Origin of the sequence: Roseateles sp. UC29_93 (assembly GCF_042695725.1) — a bacterium.
Classification (GTDB): Bacteria; Pseudomonadota; Gammaproteobacteria; order Burkholderiales; family Burkholderiaceae_C; genus Roseateles; species Roseateles noduli_A.
The window spans coordinates 4370203-4396046 of sequence record NZ_CP170545.1; the positions used below are offsets into that span (position 1 = coordinate 4370203).

18 protein-coding genes and 4 pseudogenes are annotated in these 25844 nt (G+C 71.9%); 10 read left to right on the forward strand and 12 right to left on the reverse strand.

The window, feature by feature from the left end:
- Positions 1–89 precede the first annotated feature (89 nt).
- The 3 genes and pseudogenes from ACFJIX_RS20435 to ACFJIX_RS20445 all read right to left on the reverse strand — a co-directional run bounded on the left by ACFJIX_RS20435 (position 90) and on the right by ACFJIX_RS20445 (position 5972).
- Positions 90–1271, reverse strand: coding sequence for an ATP-binding protein (locus ACFJIX_RS20435; protein ID WP_377154286.1), 1182 nt, complete (start codon positions 1269–1271; stop codon positions 90–92).
- Positions 1268–3160: pseudogene (locus ACFJIX_RS20440) on the reverse strand (carbamoyltransferase). Before ACFJIX_RS20440 ends, ACFJIX_RS20435 begins: the two are co-directional and overlap by 4 nt.
- A 19-nt stretch (positions 3161–3179) precedes the next feature.
- Positions 3180–5972: an ATP-binding cassette domain-containing protein gene (locus tag ACFJIX_RS20445; protein ID WP_377154288.1), complete on the reverse strand. Its 2793-nt coding sequence runs from the start codon at positions 5970–5972 to the stop codon at positions 3180–3182.
- A 432-nt stretch (positions 5973–6404) separates the two neighbouring features.
- Here ACFJIX_RS20445 and ACFJIX_RS20450 point away from each other — a divergent pair, with 432 nt between their 5' ends.
- The 10 genes and pseudogenes from ACFJIX_RS20450 to ACFJIX_RS20495 all read left to right on the forward strand — a co-directional run bounded on the left by ACFJIX_RS20450 (position 6405) and on the right by ACFJIX_RS20495 (position 16708).
- Positions 6405–7691, forward strand: a complete 1287-nt coding sequence (locus ACFJIX_RS20450; protein WP_377154290.1) for a glycosyltransferase — start codon at positions 6405–6407, stop codon at positions 7689–7691.
- A gap of 2 nt (positions 7692–7693) precedes the next feature.
- The gene (locus ACFJIX_RS20455; RefSeq protein ID WP_377154293.1) at positions 7694–8713 is read left to right on the forward strand and encodes an amidohydrolase family protein; all 1020 of its coding nucleotides are present in this window, start codon (positions 7694–7696) and stop codon (positions 8711–8713) included.
- 169 nt (positions 8714–8882) lie between these two features.
- Positions 8883–9263 (forward strand): annotated as a pseudogene (locus ACFJIX_RS20460) (glycosyltransferase family 4 protein); the annotation flags it as partial.
- Positions 9264–9315: 52 nt separating this feature from the next.
- Positions 9316–9984 carry a glycosyltransferase gene (locus ACFJIX_RS20465; protein WP_377154296.1) on the forward strand — a complete coding sequence of 223 codons (669 nt, stop codon included), beginning with the start codon at positions 9316–9318 and terminating at the stop codon, positions 9982–9984.
- Positions 9985–10020: 36 nt separating this feature from the next.
- Positions 10021–11344 (forward strand): annotated as a pseudogene (locus ACFJIX_RS20470) (glycosyltransferase family 4 protein).
- Positions 11341–12507: a glycosyltransferase family 9 protein gene (locus tag ACFJIX_RS20475; protein ID WP_377154298.1), complete on the forward strand. Its 1167-nt coding sequence runs from the start codon at positions 11341–11343 to the stop codon at positions 12505–12507. The pseudogene ACFJIX_RS20470 and the gene ACFJIX_RS20475 overlap by 4 nt, the downstream one beginning before the upstream one ends.
- Complete coding sequence (locus ACFJIX_RS20480) at positions 12504–13511, forward strand: glycosyltransferase (protein WP_377154300.1); 1008 nt, start codon at positions 12504–12506, stop codon at positions 13509–13511. Before ACFJIX_RS20475 ends, ACFJIX_RS20480 begins: the two co-directional genes overlap by 4 nt.
- Positions 13511–14764: a glycosyltransferase family 9 protein gene (locus ACFJIX_RS20485; protein WP_377154302.1), complete on the forward strand. Its 1254-nt coding sequence runs from the start codon at positions 13511–13513 to the stop codon at positions 14762–14764. The genes ACFJIX_RS20480 and ACFJIX_RS20485 overlap by 1 nt, the downstream gene beginning before the upstream one ends.
- Positions 14688–15674: pseudogene (locus tag ACFJIX_RS20490) on the forward strand (glycosyltransferase). The gene ACFJIX_RS20485 and the pseudogene ACFJIX_RS20490 overlap by 77 nt, the downstream one beginning before the upstream one ends.
- Entirely contained in the window at positions 15671–16708 is a 1038-nt protein-coding gene (locus ACFJIX_RS20495) for a UDP-glucuronic acid decarboxylase family protein (RefSeq protein WP_377154304.1), read from the forward strand. The pseudogene ACFJIX_RS20490 and the gene ACFJIX_RS20495 overlap by 4 nt, the downstream one beginning before the upstream one ends.
- A gap of 26 nt (positions 16709–16734) precedes the next feature.
- Here the strand turns inward: ACFJIX_RS20495 and ACFJIX_RS20500 are convergent, their stop codons facing one another.
- The 9 genes from ACFJIX_RS20500 to ACFJIX_RS20540 all read right to left on the reverse strand — a co-directional run bounded on the left by ACFJIX_RS20500 (position 16735) and on the right by ACFJIX_RS20540 (position 25808).
- Complete coding sequence (locus tag ACFJIX_RS20500) at positions 16735–16962, reverse strand: hypothetical protein (RefSeq protein ID WP_377154307.1); 228 nt, start codon at positions 16960–16962, stop codon at positions 16735–16737.
- A 93-nt stretch (positions 16963–17055) separates the two neighbouring features.
- The gene (locus ACFJIX_RS20505; protein WP_377154309.1) at positions 17056–18231 is read right to left on the reverse strand and encodes a hypothetical protein; all 1176 of its coding nucleotides are present in this window, start codon (positions 18229–18231) and stop codon (positions 17056–17058) included.
- Positions 18228–18914: a D-sedoheptulose 7-phosphate isomerase gene (locus ACFJIX_RS20510; protein WP_377154311.1), complete on the reverse strand. Its 687-nt coding sequence runs from the start codon at positions 18912–18914 to the stop codon at positions 18228–18230. Before ACFJIX_RS20510 ends, ACFJIX_RS20505 begins: the two co-directional genes overlap by 4 nt.
- Complete coding sequence (locus ACFJIX_RS20515; RefSeq protein ID WP_377154313.1) at positions 18911–19840, reverse strand: bifunctional heptose 7-phosphate kinase/heptose 1-phosphate adenyltransferase; 930 nt, start codon at positions 19838–19840, stop codon at positions 18911–18913. Before ACFJIX_RS20515 ends, ACFJIX_RS20510 begins: the two co-directional genes overlap by 4 nt.
- A complete protein-coding gene (locus tag ACFJIX_RS20520; protein ID WP_377154315.1) occupies positions 19837–20337 on the reverse strand; it encodes an adenylyltransferase/cytidyltransferase family protein in 501 nt (166 codons plus the stop codon). Before ACFJIX_RS20520 ends, ACFJIX_RS20515 begins: the two co-directional genes overlap by 4 nt.
- Positions 20310–21002 carry a D-glycero-alpha-D-manno-heptose-1,7-bisphosphate 7-phosphatase gene (locus ACFJIX_RS20525; protein WP_377154317.1) on the reverse strand — a complete coding sequence of 231 codons (693 nt, stop codon included), beginning with the start codon at positions 21000–21002 and terminating at the stop codon, positions 20310–20312. The genes ACFJIX_RS20520 and ACFJIX_RS20525 overlap by 28 nt, the downstream gene beginning before the upstream one ends.
- A complete protein-coding gene (locus tag ACFJIX_RS20530; RefSeq protein ID WP_377154319.1) occupies positions 20999–21823 on the reverse strand; it encodes an SDR family oxidoreductase in 825 nt (274 codons plus the stop codon). The genes ACFJIX_RS20525 and ACFJIX_RS20530 overlap by 4 nt, the downstream gene beginning before the upstream one ends.
- 221 nt (positions 21824–22044) lie before the next feature.
- Positions 22045–23499, reverse strand: a complete 1455-nt coding sequence (locus ACFJIX_RS20535; RefSeq protein ID WP_377154321.1) for an ATP-binding protein — start codon at positions 23497–23499, stop codon at positions 22045–22047.
- Positions 23493–25808 carry a chemotaxis protein CheB gene (locus ACFJIX_RS20540; protein WP_377154323.1) on the reverse strand — a complete coding sequence of 772 codons (2316 nt, stop codon included), beginning with the start codon at positions 25806–25808 and terminating at the stop codon, positions 23493–23495. Before ACFJIX_RS20540 ends, ACFJIX_RS20535 begins: the two co-directional genes overlap by 7 nt.
- Between the last annotated feature and the right edge of the window lie 36 nt (positions 25809–25844).

The window sequence follows — 25844 nt, forward strand, 5'->3', positions numbered from 1 at the left end:
GCTCCCTCTCCCGCTTGCGGGAGAGGGCAGGGGTGAGGGCCAGCGGCCGTGGCAGTGCACCCGCCTTCTGGCTCCCTCTCCGCATCCCGTCACGAGGGCGGCGCCGCGACGGGATGCTCCGACACGTCGAAAGACGTCGGCTTCTCCAGCGGCATCCGCACGAGGAACTCGCTGCCCTGGCCGACGCCTTCGCTCTTCGCCTCCACGGTGCCGTGGTGCAGCGACACGATCTCCTTGACCAGCGCCAGTCCGATGCCCAGTCCGTCGCCGCGATGCGTCGTCGCGCCGTCGGCCTGCGTGAACATGTCGAAGATGCGCGGCTGCAGTTCCGGCCCGATGCCGCGCCCGGTGTCCTGCACCTTCAGCACGAGGTGCGACTGATCCACGTTCAGCAGCACCGACACCTGACCGTCTCGCGGCGTGAACTTGATGGCGTTGTTCAGCAGGTTCATCACGACCTGCTGGAAGCGGCCCGGATCCACTTCCACGACGACCGGCATCGGCGGCAGCACGCCGATCAGGGTGACGCCGCCCGTCTCGGCAATGTCCCGGCTGGCGTCGATCGTGTCCTGAAGCAGCCGCTGCAGGTCCACGCGTTCGTAGACGAGCGTCATCTTGCCCTGGCCGGCGCGCGTCATGTCGATCAGGTCCTCCACCAGCCGGTCCATGAGCGCGAGCTGTCGCGTCAGGATCTTCACGGCCTGATCCTGCCGCACCGGTTCCGTGGGCGGCGACAGCAGCCGCGTGGCCAGCCGCATCGGATGCAGCGGGTTGCGCAGTTCATGCGCGATGGTGGCGAGGAAGACGTCATGCTCCTGCCGCTCGCCCGTGAGGCGCTGCGCCTCGTTCTCCAGCCGCAAGGTCCGCAGCTGCAGGTGGGTGGCATCGCGGAACAGCTTCGCGAAGCCGTGGAAGCGTTCGCCGTCGTGCATCGGCAGCGTGAGCCCGCTGGCCCAGAAGCGCGAGCCGTCCTTGCGCATGTGCCAGCGCTCGTCCTCGGCGGCGCCGAGGGTCCGCGCCGCATTCAGCTCGTGGAGATCCTGACCGTGCGCGACGTCCTCGGGGACGAACAGGATGGCGAACGCCTGTCCGATGACCTCGTCCGCCGTGAAGCCGGTGACCGCGTGCGCGCCCTCGGTCCAGCCGGTGATCGTGCCCGCCGGATCCAGGAAGGCGATGCCGTACTGGCATTCGTGCACCGTGAGCAGTGCCAGCACCAGGTCGACGTCGGTGGGCGACCAGGCGCCGTGTTCGGTGCGATGCAGCGTCATGGCTCTGCTCCCGGGAACTTCTCGAGGATGAACGACCCGATCGCCAGCGCATCGATCGGCGTGCTGAAGAAGGCTTCGATGGCGGCCTTCGGCGTGCCGACGATGGGCTCGCCGCGCACGTTGAAGGAGGTGTTGACCAGCACCGGCACGCCGGTCGCGGCACCGACCGCCGTCAGCAGGCGATGGAACAGCGGGTTCGTGTCCGCATGCACCGTCTGCACGCGGGCCGTGCGGTCGGTGTGCAGCGCGGACGGGATGCGCGCGGCCTGTCCCGGCCGCACGCCGTAGACGAAGAGCATGAACGGCGACGCGCCGCCGTTGGCGTCCGGCGGCTCGAACCAGTCCGCAAGGTCCTCGTGGTTCACCGACGGCGCGACCGGACGGAAGTCTTCGCGGTCCTTCAGGTCGTTGAGCCGGGCCTGCATCGCCGGATCCACCGGCGAGGCCAGCAGCGAGCGCGCGCCGAGCGCCCGCGGGCCGAATTCCATCCGGCCCTGGAACCACGCGACGATCTTGTTCTGCGCCAGCAACGCCGCGGTCTCCGTCGCCACATCGTCGACGCGCCGGTAGCGCAGCTGCGCCCACTGGAGCAGGCCCTCGATGTGCTCGTCGTCGAAGGCCGGACCGAGGTAGGCATGGTCCATCTGCCAGCGGCGCGGACCGAGCGCGAAGATGCCGCTGTCGCTGCTGTCGCTGCTGTCGCTGCTGGTGCCGACGTCCGCATCGAGCCCGCGCCGCGCCCGCGCATCCACCCACAGCGCCGCGCCCAGCGCGGTACCCCCCATCGCCTGCCGCGGGCTGCACCCACACGGCGCCGGAAGATGCCGGCGTCGCGCAGCTTCGCGTTCATCACGCAGTTGAGCGCGACGCCGCCCGCCATCGCCAGCTGGTCCTCGCCGGTGCGCTCGCGCAGCCAGGTGGCCAGGCGCAGCACGGTCTCCTCCAGCACCAGTTGCACGGAGGCGGCCAGGTCCAGGTAGCGCTGGTCCATCGTCGAGCCCGGCACGCGCGCCGGACCGAACCGCGCCACCAGGTCCAGCGGCAGGTGGCGGTACTGACCGTCGGCATCGACGACCAGGTGCTGGCGCAGCACGTCGATGTGGCGCGGCTGGCCCATCGCCGCCATCGCCATCACCTTGTACTCGTCGCTCGAATGCAGGAAGCCGAGGTAGGTCGTGACCCGCTCATACATCAGGCCGAGCGAATGCGGCACCTGCACCTCGCCCAGCGATTCGTAGCGGCCGTCGCGATAGCGGCCGTAGGCGGTGGTGGCCCGCTCGCCCCGGCCGTCCAGCGTCATGACGGCGCAGCGCGAGAACGGCGCTGCGAGGAAGGCGCTCGCCTGATGGCACAGGTGATGCGGCACGAAAATGCCAGCGGTACGGCGCGTCGGCGTGACGCACGCCGGCGAAGCGCCGCCGCAGGTGATGCGGCACGCCGTCCGTCAGCAGTCGCGGCGCGCTCAGCACGTAGGCCGCGAACAGCGGGTCCCAGGGGTTCTCCCAGGCGTGGCCTGACGCGTGCTTCGACGCGTTCCCGGCCGCGGCGTCCGACGGTTGCAGCGGCAGCGTGAACCTGCCCTCCGGCGCGCGGTCGCCGATGAAGCGCTGCGGATCGAAGCTGTAGGCCACGTCCGTCACCTCGGCCAGCGTCGCGCCGGCCTGCTTCAGGCAGTCGTCGATCGCATGCCAGGGCAGCTCCCAGGCGGTGAAGGGCAGGGGACGCTTGCCGTGCTTGATCCGGGTGAAGCGTTCTTCCTCGACGGCGGCGATGACCTCGCCGTCCCGCATCAGCGCGGCGGCGGAGTCGTGGAAGCTGGCGTTGATGCCCAGGGTCAGGACGCGCGGGGTCGAGGCGGCGGGGACGGCCGGCGGCGGGTGGGGTTTCATGAGTTCCTCGCAGTGTTCGTCAACTGGGCACGAGCGCCATGTCGTGCAGCGCGCGGATCAACTCCTGCGGCATGACCGGCTTGGCCATGTGGCGCTGGAAGCCGGCCACCAGCGCGCGCAGGCGGTCCTCCGGCTGCGCCATGCCGGTCAGCGCGATGGCCGGCAGGCGCCGCCCGAGCGGCACCTCCCGACGGGCTTCCAGCACCCGGATGCCGCGCACGACGGCATGGCCGTCCTCGTGCCCGAGGGCGATGTCGCACACCAGCGCCTGCGGCCAGGCGCTGGGGTCGCGTTCGTTGAGCCGGCGCAGGGCCTCGTGCCCGCTGCTGATGCGCTCCGTGCGCGCGCCTTCGAGTTCGAGCAGCAGGCCCAGCGATTCCAGCGCGTCCTCGTCGTCGTCCACGCACATCACCTGCAGCCCGGCCAGCGGATGCGGCGACAGCCCGAAGCCCGTCTCGATCGCCGTCGTCTCGGCCGCCAGCGCGGCCTCCACCACGGCCTCGGGAGAGGCGCGCAGCGCCTCGCGCGACAGCGGCGCGTCGGCCAGCGCGGGCAGGGGCAGCTCGAGTTCGTACCGCTGCTCCCCACCGGCCGCGTCGCGCTCGATGGCGAGGTGGCCGCCGGCCTCGTTGATCAGCGTGCGCAGCTCCAGCGTGTCCGGCGGCGTGGTGCCCGCATCGAGCCGGCCCTGGACGCCGACGGTCAGCCGGCTCGCGCGTTCCTCGCGTGCCAGCCGGCCTTCCATGCGGCCGCGGCTGGCGCCGTGCAGCGCGAGCAGGCACATCAGCTGCACGATGCGCGCCAGGCGGCTCGCGTCGCCATGGACGCTGGCGACGTCCAGGTCGATGTCGGTGTAGAGATCGATGTCGGCCTCGGCCAGCGTCTCGCGCAGCGCGTCCAGGCTCAGCACCAGCAGGCCCGCCAGGTTGACGGGGTGGTGGGCGATGCGGCGCTCCAGCGTCTGCGCCTGCTGCTGCTGGCGCTGCAGCTCCCACAGCTGCGCGTAGAGCCCGCGATGGGCCAGCAGCTCCTCGTGACGTCCGCGCTCGGCGATCTCGCCGCGGTCCATCACGATGATCTGGTCGGCGTCGACGACGGTGGACAGCCGGTGGGCAATGATCAGCGAGGTCCGGTCCCGGGCCACGCGCGCCAGCGCGCCCTGGATGGCGCGCTCGGCCTTGGAGTCCAGCGCCGAGGTCGCCTCGTCCAGCACCACGATGGGCGGATTCTTCAGGAAGGCCCGCGCGATCGCGATGCGCTGCTTCTCGCCGCCGGACAGCCGCGCGCCGCGCTCGCCGACGCGGGTGGCGTAGCCGTCGGGCAGCAGGGCGATGAATTCGTCGGCCTGTGCGGCCTGCGCGGCGGCGACGATCTCGTCCTCGCGGGCGTCCGGACGGCCATAGCCGATGTTGTAGGCGATGGTGTCGTTGAACAGCACGGGATCCTGCGGGACGACGCCGATGGCCTCGCGCAGGCTGCGTTGCGTCAGGCCCTTGAGCGGCTGGCCGCCGATGCTGACCTCGCCGCCGTCCGGGTCGTACAGGCGCATCAGCAGCCGCGCCAGCGTCGACTTGCCGGAGCCGCTGCTGCCCACGACGGCATAGGTGTGCCCATGGGGAATCTCCAGCGTCAGGCCGTGCAGGATGCGCCGCTGGCGGTCGTAGCCGAAGTCGATGCCGTCGAAGCGCACCGTCGTGTCCGCGCCCGCCAGCGGCCGGGCATCGGGCGCGTCGCGGATGTCGGGCTCGCGGTCGAGCAGCGCGAACAGCGTCTCCGTGTTGAGCAGCGCGTCGCGCGTCTCGCGGAACACGAAGCCCAGCGTGTTCAACGGCAGGAAGACCTGGATCAGATAGGCGTTGACCATGACCAGGTCGCCGATGCTCATGCGGCCGGCCACCGTGTCGCGCCCGGCCATCAGCATCACCGCGCCCACGCCGACGGCGATGATCGCGGCCTGGCCCAGGTGCAGCAGCGACAGCGTCCTCTGGCTGCGCACGCTGCCGTCGATCCAGCGCGAGAGCACGCCGGCGTAGCGGTCGCGCTCGCTGGCCTCGCGGCCATGCGTCTTCACCGCCTCGTAGTTCAGCAGGGTGTCGACGAGCAGTCCGTGCGCCTGGGAGTCATGCGCGTTCATCACGCGCTGCCGGGCCACGCGCGTGCGGGTCATGGTGGTGGTCCATGCACCGTACGCGAGCATGCTCGCGCCGATGACGAGCACGTACGGCACGCCGAAGCTGGCCAGGATGATCAGCAGCACCGCGGCGAATTCCACCGCCGTCGGCACGACCGTGAACACACCGGCACCGAGCAGATAGCCCAAGCCATCGGTGCCGCGCTCGACCTCGCGGATCAGCGCACCGGTGTTGCGTTCGGCATGGAAACGCGGGCTCATCGCCAGCAGGTGCGCGAAGGCGCGTTCGGAGAAGCTGCCGACGACCTGCTTGCCGACGCGCGCGAACGCGAGGTCGCGCAACTCGGTGAACAGGGTGCTCGCGTAGCGCAGCAGCGCGTAGCCGATCAGCAGGGCCACCGGGACGGAGAGGCCGATGACCAGGCCCTGCGCGGCGGTGCCGGACGACGACATGGACGACGTCGGCTGCGTCGGCTGCAACGGCGTCAGGTGATCGACGATCGCCTTGAGCATCGCCGGCACGCCCACCGCCGCCAGCTTGGACAGCACCAGCAGCAGCACGGCCAGCAGCGTGCGCGCACGCCACCGCCACAAGGCCCGCCCCAGACCGAGCAGGGCGCGGCGACTGGGCGAACCGGAGGAGCTGGGGGAAGCGGACGAACTGGCAACGGGGGTGTCCATCGTCCTGGTCCTTCGCAAGACGGATGCCCGGGGAAGTCGGTTCAGATGACCGAGAACCCCGATGGAATCGGTAATTCGAGCCGATCGACGATTTCCGGATGGGCATGTCGACGGCCGATCCGACCTGCATCGCGTCGCGTCGGCGCGGCATGCCGGCACGGGAGGCGAGCAGGTCGCCGACGCATCGAACGGGTCAGCGCTTCTCTGAGAACCGGTGCTCGCCGCAGGTCATCGAGCCGACGGCATCGCGAGGCATGACCGGGCATGGGCCCCGCTCTTGCCAAACCGTTGTTCACAAGCCCTCCGTGGCGTCCCCCCACATCCAGACGGGGCCGCCGGACAACGAGGAGGGACCTTGCCCCCGTGGTCGGTGCCCCGGCCCGCCACGTCCTTCACCCAGGCGCAGCGCCAAGCGCGCCAACGGGAATCCCAATGTCACCCTTGATCGTGTTCTCGCACCTGCGATGGAACTTCGTGTTCCAGCGTCCGCAGCATCTGATGTCCCGCCTGACGGCCGACCGTCGCGTGATCTTCATCGAGGAGCCCATCCTCGATGCGACCGCGCCCCCGCGCATCGCGTCGAGGTGGGAAGGCGTGCGAGGCGCGGAGGTGGAGGTGCTGGTGCCCTTCACGCCGGTCGCCGCGCCCGGCTTCGACGACGCCCAGCTGCCCGCGCTGCTGCCGCTGCTGGAGCGCGAGCTCGCCCGGCGCGACGTCGTCGATCCGCTGGTGTGGCTGTACACGCCGATGGCCCTGCCGCTGATCGCCAGCCTGGGCCCGAGGGCGCTGATCTACGACTGCATGGACGAGCTGTCCGCCTTCCGCTATGCCCCCGCGCAGCTGCGCCAGCGCGAACGCGCGCTGATGGCGTCGGCCGACCTGGTGCTGTGCGGCGGTCCGTCGCTGTACGAGGCACGCGAGGGCCTGCATCCGAACCTGCACTGCCTGCCCAGCGCGGTCGATCCGGCCCACTTCGCGCCGACGACGCCAGCAATGGGCGGAGGCGAGGATGAAGGCGAGATCGAGACCGAGACCGAGACCGAGACCGAGACCGAGACCGATATCCTGGCCGCGCGGGCGAACGAGCTGCAAGGCGACCTGGCGCACCCGCGGCTCGGCTACTTCGGCGTCATCGACGAACGGATGGACCTCGAGCTGGTGGCGGCCCTCGCGGACGCGCGTCCCGACTGGCAGATCGTCATGGTCGGCCCGGTCGTCAAGATCGACGAGGCCTCGCTGCCGCGCCGTCCCAACCTGCGCTGGCTGGGCATGCAGAGCTACGCGCAGCTGCCGCACCTGCTGGCCGGCTGGGACCTGTGCCTGATGCCGTTCGCGCTCAACGAGTCGACGCGTTTCATCAGTCCGACGAAGACGCTGGAATACCTGGCCGGGGGCAAGCCCGTCGTCAGCACCGCGATCCGCGACGTGATCAGCCTGTACGGCGGCGCGGTCCGCATCGGGCGCGACGCGGCGGGCTTCATCGCCGCCTGCGATGCGGTGCTGTACGAATCGCCCCAGATGCGTGCGAGCTGGCGGAAGGCCGCGGCCGCCGTCGTGGCGGCGGGCACCTGGGACGTGGCCGCCGATCGCGTGCGGGGCTGGCTGGCCGAGCTCCCCGCCGCCGCCCGGCCGAGTGCGCCCGCGGCGACCGCGCCGGTCCCGACCGTGCCGGCAGCGGCGCCCGCAACCGCAACCGCAACCGCGCTACGGGCCGCCTGATCATGATCATCGACGCCCATCTCCATTGCACCGGCCGCGAGACGACGGACGACGTGCTGCATACGCTGGACGAGGCGGGTATCGACGTCGGCGTGCTGCTGGCGCCGTTCCTCGGCGATGGGTATTCGCTCGACGATGCCGCCTCGCTGCGACGCGGCAATGCCCACCTGTCCCGCCTGGTCCGCGATCACCCGGACCGGCTGATCGGCCTGGCCGTGGTCGATCCGCGCGATCCAGACGCGCCGGCGGACCTGCGGCATGCGATCGAGGACCTCGGCCTGCGCGGCGCGAAGATGGTGCCGACCGGCTGGTATCCGCATGAGGAGCGCGTGCAGCCGGTCTTCGCCGTCGCCGACGAGCTCGCGCTGCCGCTGCTGTTCCACAGCGGCATCTTCATCGACGGGCGGTCCGGCCGCTTCTGCCGGCCGACCTACTTCGAGGCGCTGCGCGACCATCCCCGCACGCGGGTCGCGCTGGCCCACATGGGCTGGCCGTGGACCGACGAGGCCCTGGCCGTCGCGCTGATCGACCGCATCCACGGCGTGCCGCACGCGCAGGCGCAGTTCCGGCTGGACATCTCTTTCGGCCCGCCGCCGCCGTACCGGCTCGAGGTGCTGTCGCGGATGCTGGCGGTGCTCGGCGCGGGCTCGCTGCAGTTCGGCAGCGACTGCTTCCTGCCCTGTTCCGGCGCCGAGCTGCGCGAGCGCAGGCAGTGGGTCTCGGACCTCATGGACCAGCTGGCGCTGGGCGAGAACGATCGCCAGCAGATCTGGCGTGGCACCGCGGCCGCATGGCTGGGACTCGACCAGTCTGAACGTCCCGCGGATCCCCTCCCCAGTGCTCACAGCGTCGATCCCGCCCATTCGTCCGCATCCGTCGACCCTGTCCCGACTGGCGCGTCCATCGGCGCCGTCGCCTCTGCCGTGCCGCGCGCGTCCTTCGCTTCCCTCGTGTCCCGCGCGTCGGAAGGCCTCGAACGCCTCGACGCCGGCGCCCGGCGCTGGCGGCCCGTGTGCTGCTGACCGTCAAGGCCCGATCCCCCGTCACCCACCAAGACCCATCATGGACATCGCTTCCCCCCACGCCGTCGCCGCCTTGATCGAGGACGGCCACGCCTCGCTGCACCCGGTGCCGAGCACGCAGGCGCCGCTGCATGTGCTGGAGGTTGTCGGCAACGACATCGTCGGCGGCATGGAGCGTTGCGTGGAGCGCCTGGTCGCCCACCTGGGCCGCGAGGGCGGTTTCCGCTTCACCGCGCTGTGCCCGTCGGAGGGCGCCTTCGCGGAGCGGCTGCGCCAGGCCGGCGCGACCGTCGTCATCGTCGCGATGCCCGACGATCCGCCGTGGTCCGCCATCCAGATGGTGGCCAGCCTGATCGCCGCGGAGCGCGTCGACCTGCTGCATGCCCACCTGCCCAACGCGCATGTGCTGGCGGGACTCGCGGGCCGGCTCGGCGGCGTGCCGGTGATGGCGACCATCCACGCGCGACAGGCGGGACTGTCCGACCTCGAAGTGCATCGCGCCACCGGCAGCTTCCTCAGCGTGGTCTGCCGCCAGAGCTACTACCACGCGCTCGGTCTCGGCGTGGAGCGCGGCCGCCTGAGCCTGGACCCCAACGGCGTCGATGTCGACGCCTTCCGGGCCCGGCGCGCGGCCGGTCAAGGGCTTGCGCGCCTCGCTCGGGCTGGAGGGGCAGGTGATGCTCGCCGGGCTCGTCGGCCGCCTGTCGCCCGAGAAGGCGCCGGACGTCTTCGTGCGCGCGGCGGCGATCCTGCGGCAGACGCTGCCCGACGCGCACTTCGCCCTCGTCGGCGAGGGGCCGATGAAGTCCGGGCTGCGCGAGGCCATCGAGCGGCAGGGCCTGGCCTCGCATGTGCACATCGTCGGCGGCGTCGACGATGTGCGGCCCATCTATCACGACCTCGACCTGCTGGTGTCCAGCTCCCATTCCGAGGCGATGCCGCTGGCGCTGATGGAGGGCATGGCCAGCGGGCTGCCGGTCGTGGCGACCCGCGTCGGCGGCGTGCCCGAGATCGTCGAGCACGGCGGCACCGGTTGGCTGGTCGCGCCGCGCGACGCCGAGGACCTGGCCGGCCGCATCCACCAGATGCTGACGCAGCCCGAGTTGCGCCAGCGCATGGGCGAACAGGCGCGGGCCCGCATGGTCCGCCACCACCGGCTCGACCGGCACCTCGACGCGCTCGGCGATCGCATGCGGCACATCACGCGACCGGGCAGCGCGCTGGAAGTCGCCCGCGCCACGCGCGTCACGGCACCGGCGCGCAAGCGCTGAACCTTCTTCGAATCCCCACCCCTGGAGCCGTCCATCATGGAAGCACCTTTGAGAGTCGCGCTGATCAGCGAACACGCCTCCCCGCTGGCCCAGCAGGGCGGGGTGGACGCCGGCGGCCAGAACGTCTACGTGGCGCATGTCGCCGCGGCATTGGCGCGGCGCGGGCATCACGTCGACGTCCTGACGCGGCGCGACCAGCGCGCGCTGCCGACCGCCGTCGACATGCGGCCCGGCGTGCGCGTGTTCCACATCGATGCCGGCCCGGCCGCCTTCGTGCCCAAGGAGCAGCTGCTGCCGCACATGCGCGCCTTCGGCGCCGCCGCGCTGCGGCTGATGCGCGGCAGCGTGCGCCATGACGTGATGCACGCCAACTTCTTCATGTCGGGACTCGTGGGCCTGCGGCTGCGTCGCATGCTCGGCGTGCCGCTGGTGCAGACCTTCCACGCGCTGGGCGCCGTGCGGCGCCTGCATCAGAAGGAGTCGGACCGCTTCCCGCAGGAGCGCATCGCGATCGAGCGCCGCATCGCCGAAGAGGCCGATTGCGTCATCGCGGAGTGCCCGCAGGATGCCGACGATCTGATCCGCCATTGCGCGCGCGCCGCCCGATCGGATCGCGCAGGTGCCTTGCGGCGTCGACCTGGACGAGTTCGGCCCCGGGGACCGCGCCGAGGCGCGACGCAAGCTGCACCTGGCGGGGGACGAGTTCATCGTGCTGCAGCTCGGCCGGCTGGTGCCGCGCAAGGGCGTCGACAACGTGATCCGCGCCGTCGCGCGCCTGCCGTCGGGGGTGCCGTGGCGGCTGCTGATCGTCGGCGGCGAGTCGACGTTGCCGGACGAGGCCCGCACGCCCGAGATCGGCCGGCTGCGCCGCGTCGCGCAGGACTGCGGCGTGGAAGCGCGCGTGACCTTTGTCGGGCGCCGCGACCGCGACCAGTTGCGCGACTACTACCGCGCCGCCGATGTCTTCGTGACGACGCCGTGGTACGAGCCCTTCGGCATCACGCCGCTGGAGAGCATGGCCTGCGCGACGCCGGTGATCGGCGCGGCGGTGGGCGGCATCCAGCACAGCGTCGTCGACGGGCTGACCGGCTTCCTGGTGCCGGCGCAGGATCCGGCGATCCTCGCGCTGCGCCTGGACGACCTGCGCCGCCAGCCGGAGCTCGGCCGCCTGATGGGCCGCGCCGGGCTGCAGCGGGCGCAGCGGGAGTTCACCTGGGACAGCGTCGCCGCGAAGCTCGCCGCGGTCTACGGCGGGCTGGCCGCGCGGCGGGCGCCGCGGCAGGCGCAGGGCGTCCACCGCCTCGCGGCGGCACGTGTGCCGGTCGGCGCCGGGTCGTCCGTCGTGGAGGCGAAGGGATGACGCTCGAGGCCGAAAGGACTGACGAGCGCCGCGCCCATCGCTGGCGCGCGGCGCGCCGCGTGCTGCTGATCCGGCTGGACAACCTGGGCGACGTGCTGATGACGACGCCCGCCATCGCCGCGGTGCGGGAGTCGCTGCCCGGCGCTCACCTGACCCTGCTGGCCGCGCCGTCGACGGTGGCGCTGGCGCCGCATCTGCCGATGGTCGACGAGGTCATCGGCTTCGACGCGCCATGGACCAAGGCCGGCGCGGCGGCGGCGGACCGCGGCGAGACCCCGCGCGGCTGGACCGAGCGGCAACTGGTGCGACGCCTGTCCGGCGCCGACGGCGGCGACCGGGAGCGCCCGGACGCCGCGATCATCTTCACGGTGTGCACGCAGAGCGTGTTCCCGGCGGCGACGCTGTGCCGGCTGGCCGGCATCCCGCTCGTGCTCGGACATGCGCGCGAGCGCGCCTATGGCCTGCTCAGCGACGAGGTGGCCGATCCGGACCGCATCGGACCAGGCATGCGCCATGAGGTGCGACGCCAGCTGGACCTGGTGGCCCGCGTGGGCTGCCGCACGCAGGACGAGCGCCTGCGCTTCGCGCTGGTCGCGCGCGATCGCAGGGCGGTCCGCGCGACCTTGCGCGGGGCAGGTCTCGCGGACGGGCGGCCCTATGTGCTGTTCCATCCGGGCGCGAGCGCCCCGTCGCGCCGCTATCCGGCGGACCGGCTGGGCGAGGCCGCGGACCGGATCGTCCGCGAGGACCGCACCGGCCGCACCGTGGCCGTCCTGTGCGCGGGACCCGGCGAGGTGGCACTGCTCGCCGAGATGCGGCGCGCGATGCGCGGTCCCGCCATCGTGGTGGCGACGTCCGCCTGCATCGGCGAACTGGCCGCGCTGATCGCGGATGCGCGCTTGCTGGTCGCGAACAACAGCGGCCCGGTGCACCTCGCCGCGGCGCTGGGAACACCGGTAGTGGACCTGTACGCGCTGACGAATCCGCAGCACACGCCGTGGCAGGTGGCCTCGCGGGTGCTGAGCCACGACGTGCCCTGTCGCAACTGCCAGCAGAGCGTCTGCCCGGAACTGCACCACGCCTGCCTGCGTGGCATCGCGCCCGGCGAGATCGCCGAGGCGGCCGGCGCGCTGCTGCTGCCGGCGATGGGAGCCGTGGCATGAGCGGGCGCGGGCTGGACGTCTCCGTCGTGATCCCGACCTATGGGCGGCCCCAGTTGCTGGAGCGCTGCCTGCTGGCCTTGCTGGCGCAGACCCTGGCGCGCGAGCGCTTCGAGATCATCGTCGTCGACGACGGGCACGACAGCCGTTGCCGCGACCGGGTGCAGGCGATCGCCGCGCTCGAAGGCGCGCCGCTCATCCGCTACCTGTGTCCCGTCCGGGGGAAGGGGCCGGCCGTGGCGCGCAACGCCGGCTGGCGCGCGGCCACCGCGCCCATCGTCGCCTTCACCGACGACGACACGCGGCCGGAGACCGGCTGGCTGCGGCTGGGCCTCACCGCGATGGCGCGGCATCCCGACTGGGTCGCCGCGTCGGGCCGCGTCCGGGTGCCGCCGACCTCGCGCCGCCGGCGCGGCGTGCATCGCGCGCCGACCGACCATGAGCTGATGACCCGCGGCCTGGAGACCGCCGAGTTCGTCACCGCCAACGCCTTCGTCCGGCGCGCCGCGCTGGTGGCGATCGACGGCTTCGACGAACGCTTCCGGCGCCCGTGGCGCGAGGACTCGGACCTGCAGTTCCGACTCGAACGCCTGGGGCCGGTGGGGCACGCGACGCGCGCGCTGGTGTGGCATCCGGTCCGGCCGGAGCGATGGGGCGTGTCGCTGCGCCAGCAGCGCAACGTCTTCTTCGACGCGCTGCTGTATCGCAAGCATCCCGCGCTGTACCGCCGCCGCATCCGCCGCGTGCCGCCGTGGGACTACTACGCGATCGTGGCGCTGACGCTGGCCGCGGCCGTGCTGGCGGGGTCGGGGCGCATCGGCGCGGCGGCGCTGCCCATGACCGTCGCGCTGCTGCTGATGCTGCGCATCGCCGCGCGGCGCCTGCTGCACACGTCGCGTTCGCCCGCGCACGTGGTGGAGATGCTGTGCACGTCGGCTGCCATCCCGTTCCTGTCGGTGTACTGGCGCCTGCGCGGCGCCTGGCATTTCCGGACGCCGTTCCTGTGATGACCGCCGCCATCACGTCCCCGATCGAACGGTCGATGGAAGTGTCGACCGACGCGGCCGCCGCGGCCGTCGACGCGGTCATTGAACCGGTCATCGAAGCGCCCATCCTGCGTGTCCTCGTGCTGCGCGCCCTAGTCTTGGGCGATCTGATCTGTGCGGTCCCCGCGTTGCGCACGCTGCGCGAGGCGTGGCCGCATGCGCATATCGCCTTGATAGGCCTGCCCGCGGCGCGCGAGTACGCCTCGCGCCTGGACTGCATCGACGAGTGGATCCCGTTCCCCGGCTGGCCGGGCCTGCCCGAGCACCCGCCGGACCTGCGCGAGCTGCCGGCCTTCCTCGCGGCGATGCAGGGCGGCAACTGGGATCTCGCGATCCAGCTGCACGGCAGCGGCGAGCGGACCAATCCCTTCCTCGCGCTGCTCGGCGCGCGTTGCAACGCCGGCTTCCACGGCCCTCAGGCCTGGGTGCCGGCGCGGGATGCCGCGCGCTTCTTCCCCTGGCCCGAGGTCGGTCACGAGACACAGCGGCTGCTGTCGCTGTGCCGCCATCTCGGCCTTCCGCCGACGAGCGAGCACTTGTCGTTCCCGCTGCGCGACGACGACGAGCAGCACCTGCGCCAGGCCTGGCCCGGTCGGGACGAGGTCGCCTCCTATGTCTGCCTCCACGCCGGCGCGCAGCTCCCGTCGCGGCGCTGGCCGGTCGCGCGCTTCGCCGCCGTCGGCTGGGCCTTGCATGAAGCCGGCCACACGGTCGTGCTGACCGGCACCGCCGACGAAGGTCCGCTGGTGGCGACGCTCGCATCACGGCTCGCGGCGTTCCACGTGCCCTGCGTCAACCTCGCCGGCCAGACCTCGCTGTGGGCCTTCGGCGCGCTGCTGCGCGGCGCGCGGCTGCTGGTCTGCAACGACACCGGCGTGTCGCACGTCGCGGCGGCGCTGCGCGTGCCCAGCGTCGTGACTTCCTGCGGCGGCGATGCCGAGCGCTGGACGCCCGTCGATCACGTGCTGCACCGCGTGCTGTCCAAGCCGGCGCCATGCCGGCCCTGCGCGTTGTCCGACTGTCCCTACGGCCATCCCTGTGCCGAGGCACTGACCGTGGCCGAGGTGCTCGTCGCGATCGAGGACCTGCTGCGGCAGCCGCGCCTCGCCACCGGACCAACGATCAAGGAGGGCCACCATGCCCCGACGCTTGCGCATCCTGACGTGGCATGTCCACGGCAACTACCTCTTCAACCTCACGCAGGTTCCGCATGACTTCTACCTGGTGACCGATCCGGGGCGCACGCCGGGCCAAACGCCGGGCCAAGCGCCGGGCCAAGCGCCGGGGCGTGCCGGCCGCGTGGGCGCGCTGCCGTGGGGCGACAACGTCCACGAGGCGCCGATCGCCGAGATCGCCCGCATGCCCTTCGACGTCGTGCTCTACCAGCACCGCGCGGGATGGGACGAGGACCGCGAGCGCTGGCTCGACGCGGCGCAGCAGCGCCTGCCACGCATCTACCTGGAGCACGATCCGCCGCAGCAGCATCCGACCGACACCCGGCACTGGGTGCAGGACCGGGGCGCGCTGCTGGTCCATTGCACCCACTTCAATGCGCTGATGTGGGACGCGGGCGACACGCCGTCGCGCGTGATCGAACACGGCGTGCAGCCGCTGACCCGGCAGACCTGGACGGGCGAGGTCGAAAAGGGATTGGTGGTCGTGAACCATCTGGCCGACGCGGCCGACGCCTCGGCGCCGACCTGTATCGGGAACTGGGCGGGCGCCTGCCGCTGGCGCTGGTGGGCATGGGCAGCGAGGAGATGCCGGGCGGGCAGGGCGAGGCGTCGCCGCTGGCGCTGCCGGCGTGGATGGCCTCGCATCGCTTCTTCTTCCATCCGGCGCGCTACACCAGCCTGGGCCTCGCGCTGATCGAGGCGATGCTGGTCGGGCAGCCGGTGATCGGCCTGGCGACCACCGAGCTGAGCACGGTGATCCGCAGCGGCGAGAGCGGCTTCCTCGACAACCGGCCGGACGTGCTCGAGGACGCCATGCGGCGCCTGCTGCGCGATCCCGGACTGGCGCGGGAATGGGGACAACGCGGCCCGCGCGCTGGCCCGCGAGCGCTTCAACATCGACCGCTTCGTCGCGGACTGGATGCAGACCTTGCACGAGGTGAGCACATGAACGACTCCGCGCAGGGCGCATCCGCATCCACATCCGAGAGTGCCGACACGTTGCCGGCCGAGTCCCGCCGCTCCGCTCACACCGTGCTCGTCACCGGCGCCGCCGGCTTCGTCGGCAGCCACCTGTGCGAGGCGCTGCTGCGGCGCGGCGACCGCGTGATGGGCGTGGACAACCTCAGCACCGGCGACGCCGACCATCTGGAGCACCTGCTCGGACACCGCGGCTTCACCTTCCAGCGCCGCGACATCTGCCAGGAAGTGACGCCCGAGATGGCCGGCGCGGACTGGATCTTCAACCTGGCCTGTCCGGCGAGCCCGGCGTATTACCAGACGGCGCCGGTGGACACGGTGCTCAGCAGCGTGCTCGGCGTGTGGCGGCTGGCGACGATGGCGCAGGCCAGCGGCGCGCGACTGCTGCAGACCTCGACCAGCGAGGTCTACGGCGACGCCGAGCGTCATCCGCAGCGCGAGGACTACTGGGGCAACGTCAATCCGAACGGCGTGCGCTCCTGCTACGACGAGGGCAAGCGCTGCGCGGAGGCGATGCTGATGGCCTACCACCGCGAGCAGGGCGTCGACGTGCGCCTGGCCCGGATCTTCAACACCTACGGCCCGCGGCTGCGGCCGGGCGACGGCCGCGTGGTCAGCAACTTCATCGTGCAGGCCTTGCAGGGCGAGGCGCTGACGGTCTACGGCGACGGCGGGCAGACGCGCAGCTTCTGCTTCGTCGACGACACGGTGCGCGCGCTGATCCGCATGATGGACGGCCCGCACATCGGCCCGATCAACGTCGGCAATCCCGGCGAGCACACGATGCTGGCCCTGGCCGAGATGGTCCTGCGCCTGACCGGCAGCCGGTCGCCGCTCGTGTTCATGCCGCTGCCCGAGGACGATCCGCGGCGCCGCTGCCCGGACATCGACCTCGCGCGGACCGAGCTGGGGTGGCAGCCGGAGGTCAGCCTGGAGGACGGGTTGACACGGACGATCGAGCACTTCCGCGCGGTGCTCGGGGTTCGACGTCAGACGGTGGCGTAGCGGCGAGGCGCCGCTGCGGCGCCGTGCTACAGGTTGGCGGCCTTGAGGATGCGACCCGTCTTCGCCGGGTCGGCTGGTTGGCCGAGTCCGTCGACGCTCCCCGCGCCCAGCACGCGCTGATAGGGGTCAGCGGAGACCCGCAGGGCAGCGATGCGCGCCGCCGCGCGTCGGGAGGCCACGGCGGCCTGCCGGCCCTTGGGCGTCACTGCCCGGGCAGCGAGCTGGCCGACGTAGTCGAGATCGAATGGATGCATGGATCCTCGCCATGATGAACACGGGCCATCAGGGCAGGCGGCGTGCCAGGGTCGGTCGACACCAGCGACGCCGGACCGGAGCGAACGACGCCCTCATTGACGACTCAGCGCCGCCAACGCGCGCGCGTATCGATGCACCACGCGCCGGCCGTGGACCTCGCCGCGCGCGTCGCGCGTCGCATGCCACACCCCGCTGCGGTGCCAGCGTTCCGGCTCGTTCCAGTCCGGCCGGTCGAGCAGCGGATAGAAGCACACGCCCAGCAGAGGCAGGCCGAGTGCCGAAGCGCGTCGGGCCTCCGCCGCGATGTCCTCGAGCCAGTCCGCGCGGCCGCGTCCGAAGTGGCCGGTCTCGGCGACGACCATCGGCCTGCCGTAGCGCTCGAACACGAGCCGCAGCATCTCCGACAGCGGCATGCGCCGCGGATCCTGCAGATGCCAGGCGAGCCGCCGCTCGGTCGGCACTTCCCACTGGCTGCTGTGGTAGTGGTTGAGGCCGATGAGATCGAGCGCGTCGGGATGCCCGCCGATCTCCGGCGAGAGGCGGCCCGAGAGCATGTCCAGCGACTGCCATTGGTAGGACGCGATGCGATCGGCAAGCGCGCGCAGCTCGTCCGTGTCCTCCGCCGGCACGACGTGCACGACCGGCTCGATGTGGAGGAAGCGCGCCTCGGGGTCGACCTCTCGGATGGCGGCCATGCCGGCGAGCGCGGCATGCGCGAGCCGGCGCTTCATCTCGAAGCCGCTCACGCCCGTGTCCTCCTGACCGGCGTCGCCCAGCACGCCGGCCGGTCCCATGCCGTTGGTCGCGGACGCCGCCCAGGCGAGGAAGCTGATCTCGTTGACCGGCGTGTAGATGCGCGGCGCGGGGCACAGCGGCCTCAGCGCGCGCGCCGCCTCGGCCGCGAATCGCGCGAAGCGCGGGATCAGGCGGTCGTCGCGCAGCGAGAGGTCGGGCGGGACCCCGTAGTGCATCAGCGTCCACAGCACCTGCAGGCCTTCGCGCCGCGCGGTGCGTGCCATCTCGCAGGCGCGTGAGAAGTCCCAGCGGCCGGGCTCGCGTTCGCTCAGGCGCCAGCCGACGCTCTCGCGCACGCAGCGCAGGCCGAGGCCGCGGGCCGCGGCGTAGTCGCCGCGCAGCTGGCGGTCGTGGCCGGTGACGCGCACCATGTCGAGCGCGTCGCCGCGTGCGTTGACGTGATCGGCGCCCTCGTAGCCGCCCATCCAGAACGACCGGAACGGCGACGCGATGTCCTCCGGCGGGCCGCTCACGACGGCGTGGCGAGCGCCTGCTCCACCAGCGCACACCAGCTGTGCCCGATGAAGATGTGCGCCTCCTGGATGCGGGCGGTGTCGCCGTGCGGCACGACCACGCAGAGGTCGCACAGCGCGTTCATCGCGCCGCCGTCGCGTCCGCTCAGGCCGATGGTGCTCATGCCGAGCTGCCTGGCCTGCGTCAGTCCCCGCAGCACGTTCGTGGAGTTGCCCGAGGTGGAGATCGCGATGACGCAGTCGCCCGCGACGCCGAGGCCCGCGATCTGCCGCGCGAACACCTCGGCGAAGCCGTAATCGTTGCCGATCGCGGTCAGCGCGGAGCTGTCGGTCGTCAAGGCCAGCGCGGCCAGCGGCGCGCGTTCCGCGTGGAAGCGGCCGACGAACTCCGCGGCCAGATGCTGGCAGTCGGCGGCCGATCCGCCGTTGCCCATGAGCAGCAGCTTGCGTCCGGCGCGCAAGGTCTCGGTCATCAGGATCGCCGCGTCGGCGATGGCCGGCCACATCGCGTCGAGGCGGTCGAACAGCGCGCGGTGGTCCCGCAGGCCTTCGTCGAAGAGGGCCGTCGCCGGCGACGGACCGGGCGGTGGTCGCGGCGACGCGCGCCGGCCCCGCGCGGCCGGCAGCACCGGCGTGGTCGAGTAGGGCGCCCGGAACGGCGCGGGGAAGGACAGGGCTTTCATGCAGGCACTCCGAGTTCGTCCAAGGTGACCGAGGCCGTCCCGAACTTGCCGACGACGAGACCCGCCGCCTGGTTGGCGGCGCGCACGGCGTCCTCCAGCGTCTCGCCGCGGGCGAGGAAGCAGGTCAGCGCGGCCAGCACGGTGTCGCCGGCGCCGCTGACGTCGTAGACCTCGCGGGTATGGGCCGCGATGTGCAGGCCGCCGCGGCCGCGCGAGTACAGGCTCATGCCGTCGTCGCCGCGCGTCAGCAGCAGGTGCTCGATGTCGAGCCGCGCCAGCAGCGAGGCGACGCGGTCGCCGAGCTGGGCCTCGTCCGGCCAGTCGCCGAGCACCTCGTGCAGTTCGGCCAGGTTGGGCTTGATCAGCCAGGCCCCGGCGTAGGCCGCCAGGTCCCGGCGCTTGGGATCGACGAGCACCTGGCGCGATGTCCCGCGGCAGCGCTCGATCAGCACGCCCGCGTCGCGCAGCGCGCCCTTGGCGTAATCGGACAGCACGATCCAGCGGTGGCGTTCGGCCAGCGTGCCGGCCAGCCGGGTCAGTTCGTCGACGGCGTCGGCGGGCGGCGCGGACTCGACGTCCATGCGCAGCAGCTGCTGGCGCCGGCTGACCATGCGCATCTTCTGCGTCGTGTCGACGCCGGGACTGCGCACGAAGTGCTGCGTGATGCCCGGCTGGTCCAGCAGCGCGATCAGGCAGGCGCCCGCGTTGTCCGCGCCGACCAGGCCGGTGAGCGTGCACGGGCAGCGCAGCTGCGCCAGGTTGAGCGCGACGTTGGCCGCGCCGCCGGCCCGCTGCGTCTGGCGATGCAGCCGCAGCACGGGCACCGGCGCCTCGGGGGAGATGCGCTCCACGGCACCTTCGAGGTACACGTCCAGCATGCAGTCGCCGACGATCAGGACCTCGGGCCGCGCCAGCTCGGGGATCATCGCGCCGTCGCCTGCAGATGTTCGATCAGGCCGGTGCTCGAATGCCCCGGCAGCAGCGGGCCGATCGTCACGCGGCCGCCCCAGCTGCGCACCAGCGGGGTTTCCGGCAGATCCTCGATGCGGTAGTCGCCACCCTTGACGTAGACCTCCGGCCGCAGCGCCTGCAGCAGCAGGGCCGGCGTCGCTTCGTCGAACCAGGTCACCCAGGACACGCAGGCCAGCGCCGCCACGACGCGCGCCCGGTCGGCCAGCGTGTGGAAGGGCCGATCGCCGGCATGGTCCGATTTGCCGAGGCCGCGCGCCGAGCGGTCGCTGTTGAGCGCGACGACCAGGCTGCTGCCCTGCGCGCTGGCGGCTTCCAGGTAGGCGACGTGGCCGGCGTGGAGGATGTCGAACACGCCGTTGGTGAACACCAGCGGGCGCGCGACCCGCGAGACCGTTTCCCGCAGCCGCTCGGGCGGCAGGACCTTCAGCGCGCTGTTCCACTTGTCGAGCATGAGGAGCTCCCTTGCCATGAATCGCCGATCCGCGCCAGCAGGTGTGCCGCCAGCGCGTCCCAGTCGGTGAAGACGGCGTCCGGCTCGCGCAGCGGCGAGCGGCGCCAGACGGTTTCCCCGCCGCTGTCGAACAGCAGGCCGCCCGCGCCGGCCCGGTGGCCGGCCTCGACGTCGTCGAGCGTATCGCCCACCATCCACGAGCGCGTCAGGTCCAGGTTCAGCCGGCGCGCCGCGCCGATCAGCATGCCCGGCGCGGGCTTGCGGCACAGGCAGGCGGGACGGCCCTGGGCATCGGGTTCGTGGGGGCAGAGCATGAGATCGTCGATGGCGACGCCGGCCTCGTCGCGCAGACGTTGCAGCAGCACCTCCTGCAATTGCGCAAATTGCGCGCGCGAGAAATGGCCGCGCGCGATGCCGCTCTGGTTGGTGACGATCACCAGCGCCAGTCCGGCCGCCTGCAGCCGCGCGAGCGCCGCGCCCACGCCCGGCATGAAGCGCAGTTGCCGGGGATCGACGTTGTAAGGCACGTTCTCGATGAGCGTGCCGTCCTTGTCGATGAACAGGCAGGGCCGCAGCGGCGCACCGCGGGCGCGCTCCGCGGCCGGCGCGGCCAGGTCCAGGTCCTGGACCGGCAGCATGCCGAGCGGATCGAGGGGCAGGCTCATGGCCAGGAGCTTTCGCGCATCGGCAGCACCGTCACTTCGGGGATGACGGTGCCGGCGGGCTGCGTCAGCACCCAGCGCACCGCGCGCGCGACGTTGATCGGGTCCTGCAGCGTGGCCACGTCGATGTCGGGGAAGCGGTCGAGCAGGAAGGGCGTCTTCATGCCGCCGGCGACGATCGCCGAGACGCGCACGTTCCGGTCCCGCAGCTCCGCATGCAGCGCGTGAGACAGGCCCAGCAGGCCCCACTTGGTCGCGTGATAGGCGCTGGCATTGGGCCAGGCGCGCTTGGACGCCGTCGAGGCGATGTTGACGATGTGACCGCCGCGCGGCTGTCCGAACATCCGCGCGGAGGCGAACTTGGCCATCAGCAGCGGCCCGGACAGGTTGGTGGCGAGCACGCGCTGCCAGTCTTCGACGCTGAGTTCGGACAAGGGCGCGGTGACGTCGATCGCGGCGTTGTTGATCAGCACGTCGAGCCGGCCCAGGTCCCGCACCGTGTCCGCGACCGCCTGCTCGCACTGCCGCGGGTCGGACACGTCCAGCGCCAGGGGCACGGCCTGGATGTCGAGTTCCGCGAGGACCGCGGCGCGGTTGCGGGCGCGCTCCACGTCGAGATCGGCCAGCACGACGCGCATGCCCGATTCGCCGAGCACCTGCGCGATCGCCGCGCCGAGGCCCCGGCTGCCGCCGGTGATCAGGGCGACCTGGCCGGCCAGCGACGGCGTGTCGGCGGTTTCAGCCGCGGAGGCCGGTGGGGAGGGGCGGTCGTCGGACGCGCGTGGCAAGGGGAACGACGAGGTCGTCGCGGCGGTGTCGATCATGGCGAGGCTCCAGGGAACGGGCGGCAGGCGGGCAGCCATCGCCGGCCGGAACTGCGCACGATGGAAGGAGGCGAGGGGCGGACACCAGTGACCCCACGGTCTACCCAGCAGAAGCGGCTCGGATCGATCTCCCTTCAGCAAGGGGCGTACCCGGGCCTTCCACGCCGGCGACGACGCCCGCAACTGCCTGCGATGGCCCGGGCCGACGCCTACGCCTGCAACTACCTGCGCCTATGCCTGCGCCTGCGCATGCTGCCCGAGCAGATGCGCGATCTCATCGGGATCCGCGGGCTTGGTGAGGTAATGCGTGACGCCGGCCTCCGGCCCCGATCGACGTCGTCCAGCTGGCCGTAGCCGCTGACCGCGATCACCAGCGTGTCCTCGTGGCCGGGCATCTCGCGCAACTGGCGGCAGACCTCGTAGCCGTTCATGCCCGGCAGACCGATGTCGAGCACCACGGCGTCCGGACGGAAGTCCCGCATCTGCGCCAGCGCGGACGGTCCGTCGTCGGCGATCTGCACGTCGTGCCCGGCGAGCGTCAGCAAGGCCGCCGTGCTCTGGCTCGCGTCGGCGTTGTCGTCGACCACCAGCACCCGGCGCGGCGACTTTGCGACGGGCTCGGCCGGCGGCTGCGGTCGCGCATCGGGCAAGTTTGCGGCCTCCTCGCGGTACGGCAGTCTCACGACGAAGCGGCTGCCCTGGGTCAGGCCCGCGCTGAAGGCGCTCACCTGGCCGCCGTGCAGCTCGACGAGCCGGCGCACGACCGCCAGCCCGATGCCCAGCCCGCCCATGTTCTGGCCCGCCGAGCGGTCGGCCTGGACGAACACGGTGAAGAGCTCGGCCTGGAACGCCTCGGTCATGCCGATGCCGTTGTCGGTCACGGTCAGCACGGCTTCCTGCTCGCCGCGCTGCAGCGACACGTGGATGACGCCGCCGGCCGGGGTGTACTTGATCGAGTTGCCGATCAGGTTGGCCACGATCTGCTCCAGCCGCACCGCGTCGCCGTCGACGAAGACCGGTCCGGGGGGCAGGGTCACGGTGAGCTCGTGGCGACGCGCCTCGATGGGCTGGCGCAGCGCGTCATGCGCCTGCCGCACGATCTGCGACAGGTCCAGGCGCTCCATGTGCAGCGACACCATGCCGCGGCTGATGCGCGAGACATCCAGCAGGTCGTCCACCATGCGGACCTGATTGCGCAGCTGCCGCTCGATGGTCGCGACCGCCTTGTGCCGCGTCGCGTCGTCGGCGCCTTCATGCCGCCACAGGTGCATCGCGTTGGTCATGGCGGCCATCGGGTTGCGCAGCTCGTGCGCCAGCATCGCCAGGAACTCGTCCTTCTGCCGGTCCGCCTGCGTCAGCCGGTCGAAGGCGCGGTGCTTGGTCGTGACGTCGTCGATCGTCAGCAGGATCAGGGTGCGGTCCGGCCAGGCCACGCGGGCCGCGTTGAGCTTGACCGTGCGCGCCCCGATGTGGGGGAAGACCGCGGTGAGCTCGTAGTCGCGCACCCGCGTGTGCCGCGGGACCAGGGTCTCGAGCAGTTCGCGCAGCGCGGGGATGTTCCATTGACCGTCGCCCAGTTCGTACAGCACGTGCTGGAGGGTCTCGCGCGGACTGGTCTCGTAGGCGGCGTAGAAGGCCTGGTTGGCGCGCGTGACGCGCAGGTCCGTCGTCAGCACCAGCAGCGGCTGGACATTGTCTCGATGATCGCGTCGGCGAAGTCGCGCCCCTGCGTCACCTCGTCATGCAGGACCTTGAGCTCGCGGTTGCGGAAGCGCAGCTCGTCGTTGGTCGTGGACAGCTCCTCGTTCAGGGACTGGAGCTCCTCCTTGGCGGTCTCCAGTTCCTCGTTGGTGCTCTGGAGCTCCTCGTTGCTCGACTGCGTCTCCTCTTCCAGCGCCTTGAGCGACTCCATGGCGCGATCGTGTTCCTCGAGCATCACGCGGGTCTGCTCGCGGGTCGCGCGCAGTTCGTCGGTCAGGCGCCGGATCTCGCCGCGGTCCACGTCGTTGCGGCGCGCGGAACCGCCCGCCAGCCGTGCCAGCACCGCCGCCTTGACGGTCTGCGTCAGCCCCGTCCGGACGACGGTGTCCGGCAGCGGCAGGGGCGTGTCGGACAGGAGGAAGAACACCAGGAACCAGCGCGGCCCCGTCTCGCCGGGGTACAGCGGCACGACCTCGATCGCGGCGTCGCGCAACTGGCCCGGGCCGGTCTCGACGCGCAGTCCGGTGCGGCGCACGGGCGAGGCCTCGGTGCGGGCCTGGCGCAGCGCCTCGCTGACGGCGATGAACACGCCCGGCCGCGCCAGGCGCTGCAGCTGCTGCGTCGGCGCCCCCGCGGGCAGGGCGAGGAAGGCGCCGGTCTCGCCGCGGAATTCGAGCACGTTGAGGTCGTCGTCGCAGAGCACGCACGGCGGCGTGAAGCGCGCCATCGAGATCCGGTCGATCTCCCGCCGCAGCGTGTCCCGGTCCGGCGGCAGGGACGTGCCGTTGCGGCGCGGGCTCGGCACCGCCGTCATCGCGGGTCGCACCGGCTGGCCCATCGCGGCCAGGACCCGATGCGGCACGGCCTTCTTCAGGTAGAGCCGGGTGCGTTTGCCCTCCAGCGCGCTGAAGAGTTCGGAGTAGGCGCCGACCGTTTCCGACAGGCCCAGCATCAGCATGCCTTCGCGCTGCAGCGCGAAATGGAAGGCCGGCATGATGCGCTTCTGCAGCGTCGGGTCGAGGTAGATCAGCAGGTTGCGGCAGCTGATCAGGTCGATGCGGGAGAAGGGCGGGTCGTAGGCGACGTTCTGGCGCGCGAAGGTGCAGCAGTCGCGCAGGCTCTTGGAGACGCGGTAGTGATCGCCGTCCTGGATGAAGAAGCGGGCCAGGCGCTCGGCGGTGACGTTGCGGGCGATGTTCTCGATGTAGCGGCCGTTGCGCGCGATGGCGAGCGACTCCTCGCTGACGTCGGTGCCGAAGAGCTGCACCTGCCGGTGCGGCGCGTGTTCGGCCAGGTGCTCCAGCACGCAGATGGCGATGGAATAGACCTCCTCGCCGGTCGCGCAGCCGGGCACCCAGATGCGCAGCGGCAACGCGGGGTCCACATGCTTCAGCAGCCGGGGCAGCGCGGTGTCCGACAGCGCGACGAAGGACTCGGGGTCCCGGAAGAATTCGGTGTAGCGGATCAGCAGGTCGTGGCACAGCGCATGCGCTTCCTCGGGGTCCGATTCGAGGACCGGCAGGTAGGCCGCCAGGTGCTCGAGCCCGTGGAGCGCCAGGCGACGGCCCAGGCGCCGCTCGACGGTGCCGCGCTTGTAGTGGGTGAAGTCGATGTGGCAGACGGCGTGCAGCCGGCGGAACACGCGGTCCATGTGGGCGCCGTCGTGCGAGCCGCCGCGGTCGTCGGCATCGAGCGCCTGCACGTCGAGGAAGGGGTTGCGCACCAGCCGCAGCAGCGCGGCGGCGATCTGCGCGGGCGGGAGCGTGCGGTCGACGCCGCCCAGTTCCACCGCGGCGCGCGGCATGCTCGTGTACCGCGCCGAATCGTCGTCCTGCGCGAAGCCGATGCCGCCGCAGCCCTTGATCGCCTGCATGCCGATGGCGCCGTCGGTGCCGCTGCCGGAGAGGATGACGCCGATGGCCTTGCTGCCCTGGTCCTTGGCCAGCGAATCCAGCATGTCGTCGATCGGCATGGGCGGGCCCAGGGTCTCGCCGCGGGGGCGGAGCACCAGGCGGCCGTGGGCCACCGACATGCTGGTGTCGGGCGGGATGACGTAGACGTGGTTCTCCTCGACGAGCTGGCCGTCCGTCGCTTCCTCCACGGCGAGCGGCGTGCGCTGGGCGAGGATCTCCGTCAGCAGGCTCGGATGCGAGCGATCGAGGTGTTGCACGACGAGCAGCGCCATGCCTGCGTCCGCAGGCAGCAGGGAGAGCAGTTCGCTCAGGGCATCCAGACCACCAGCGGAGGTGCCGATGCCCACGATGGGGTAGGCCTGCTGGGTCACATCGGCGCTTTCGAGAGGGGATGAGCCGGACCGGGG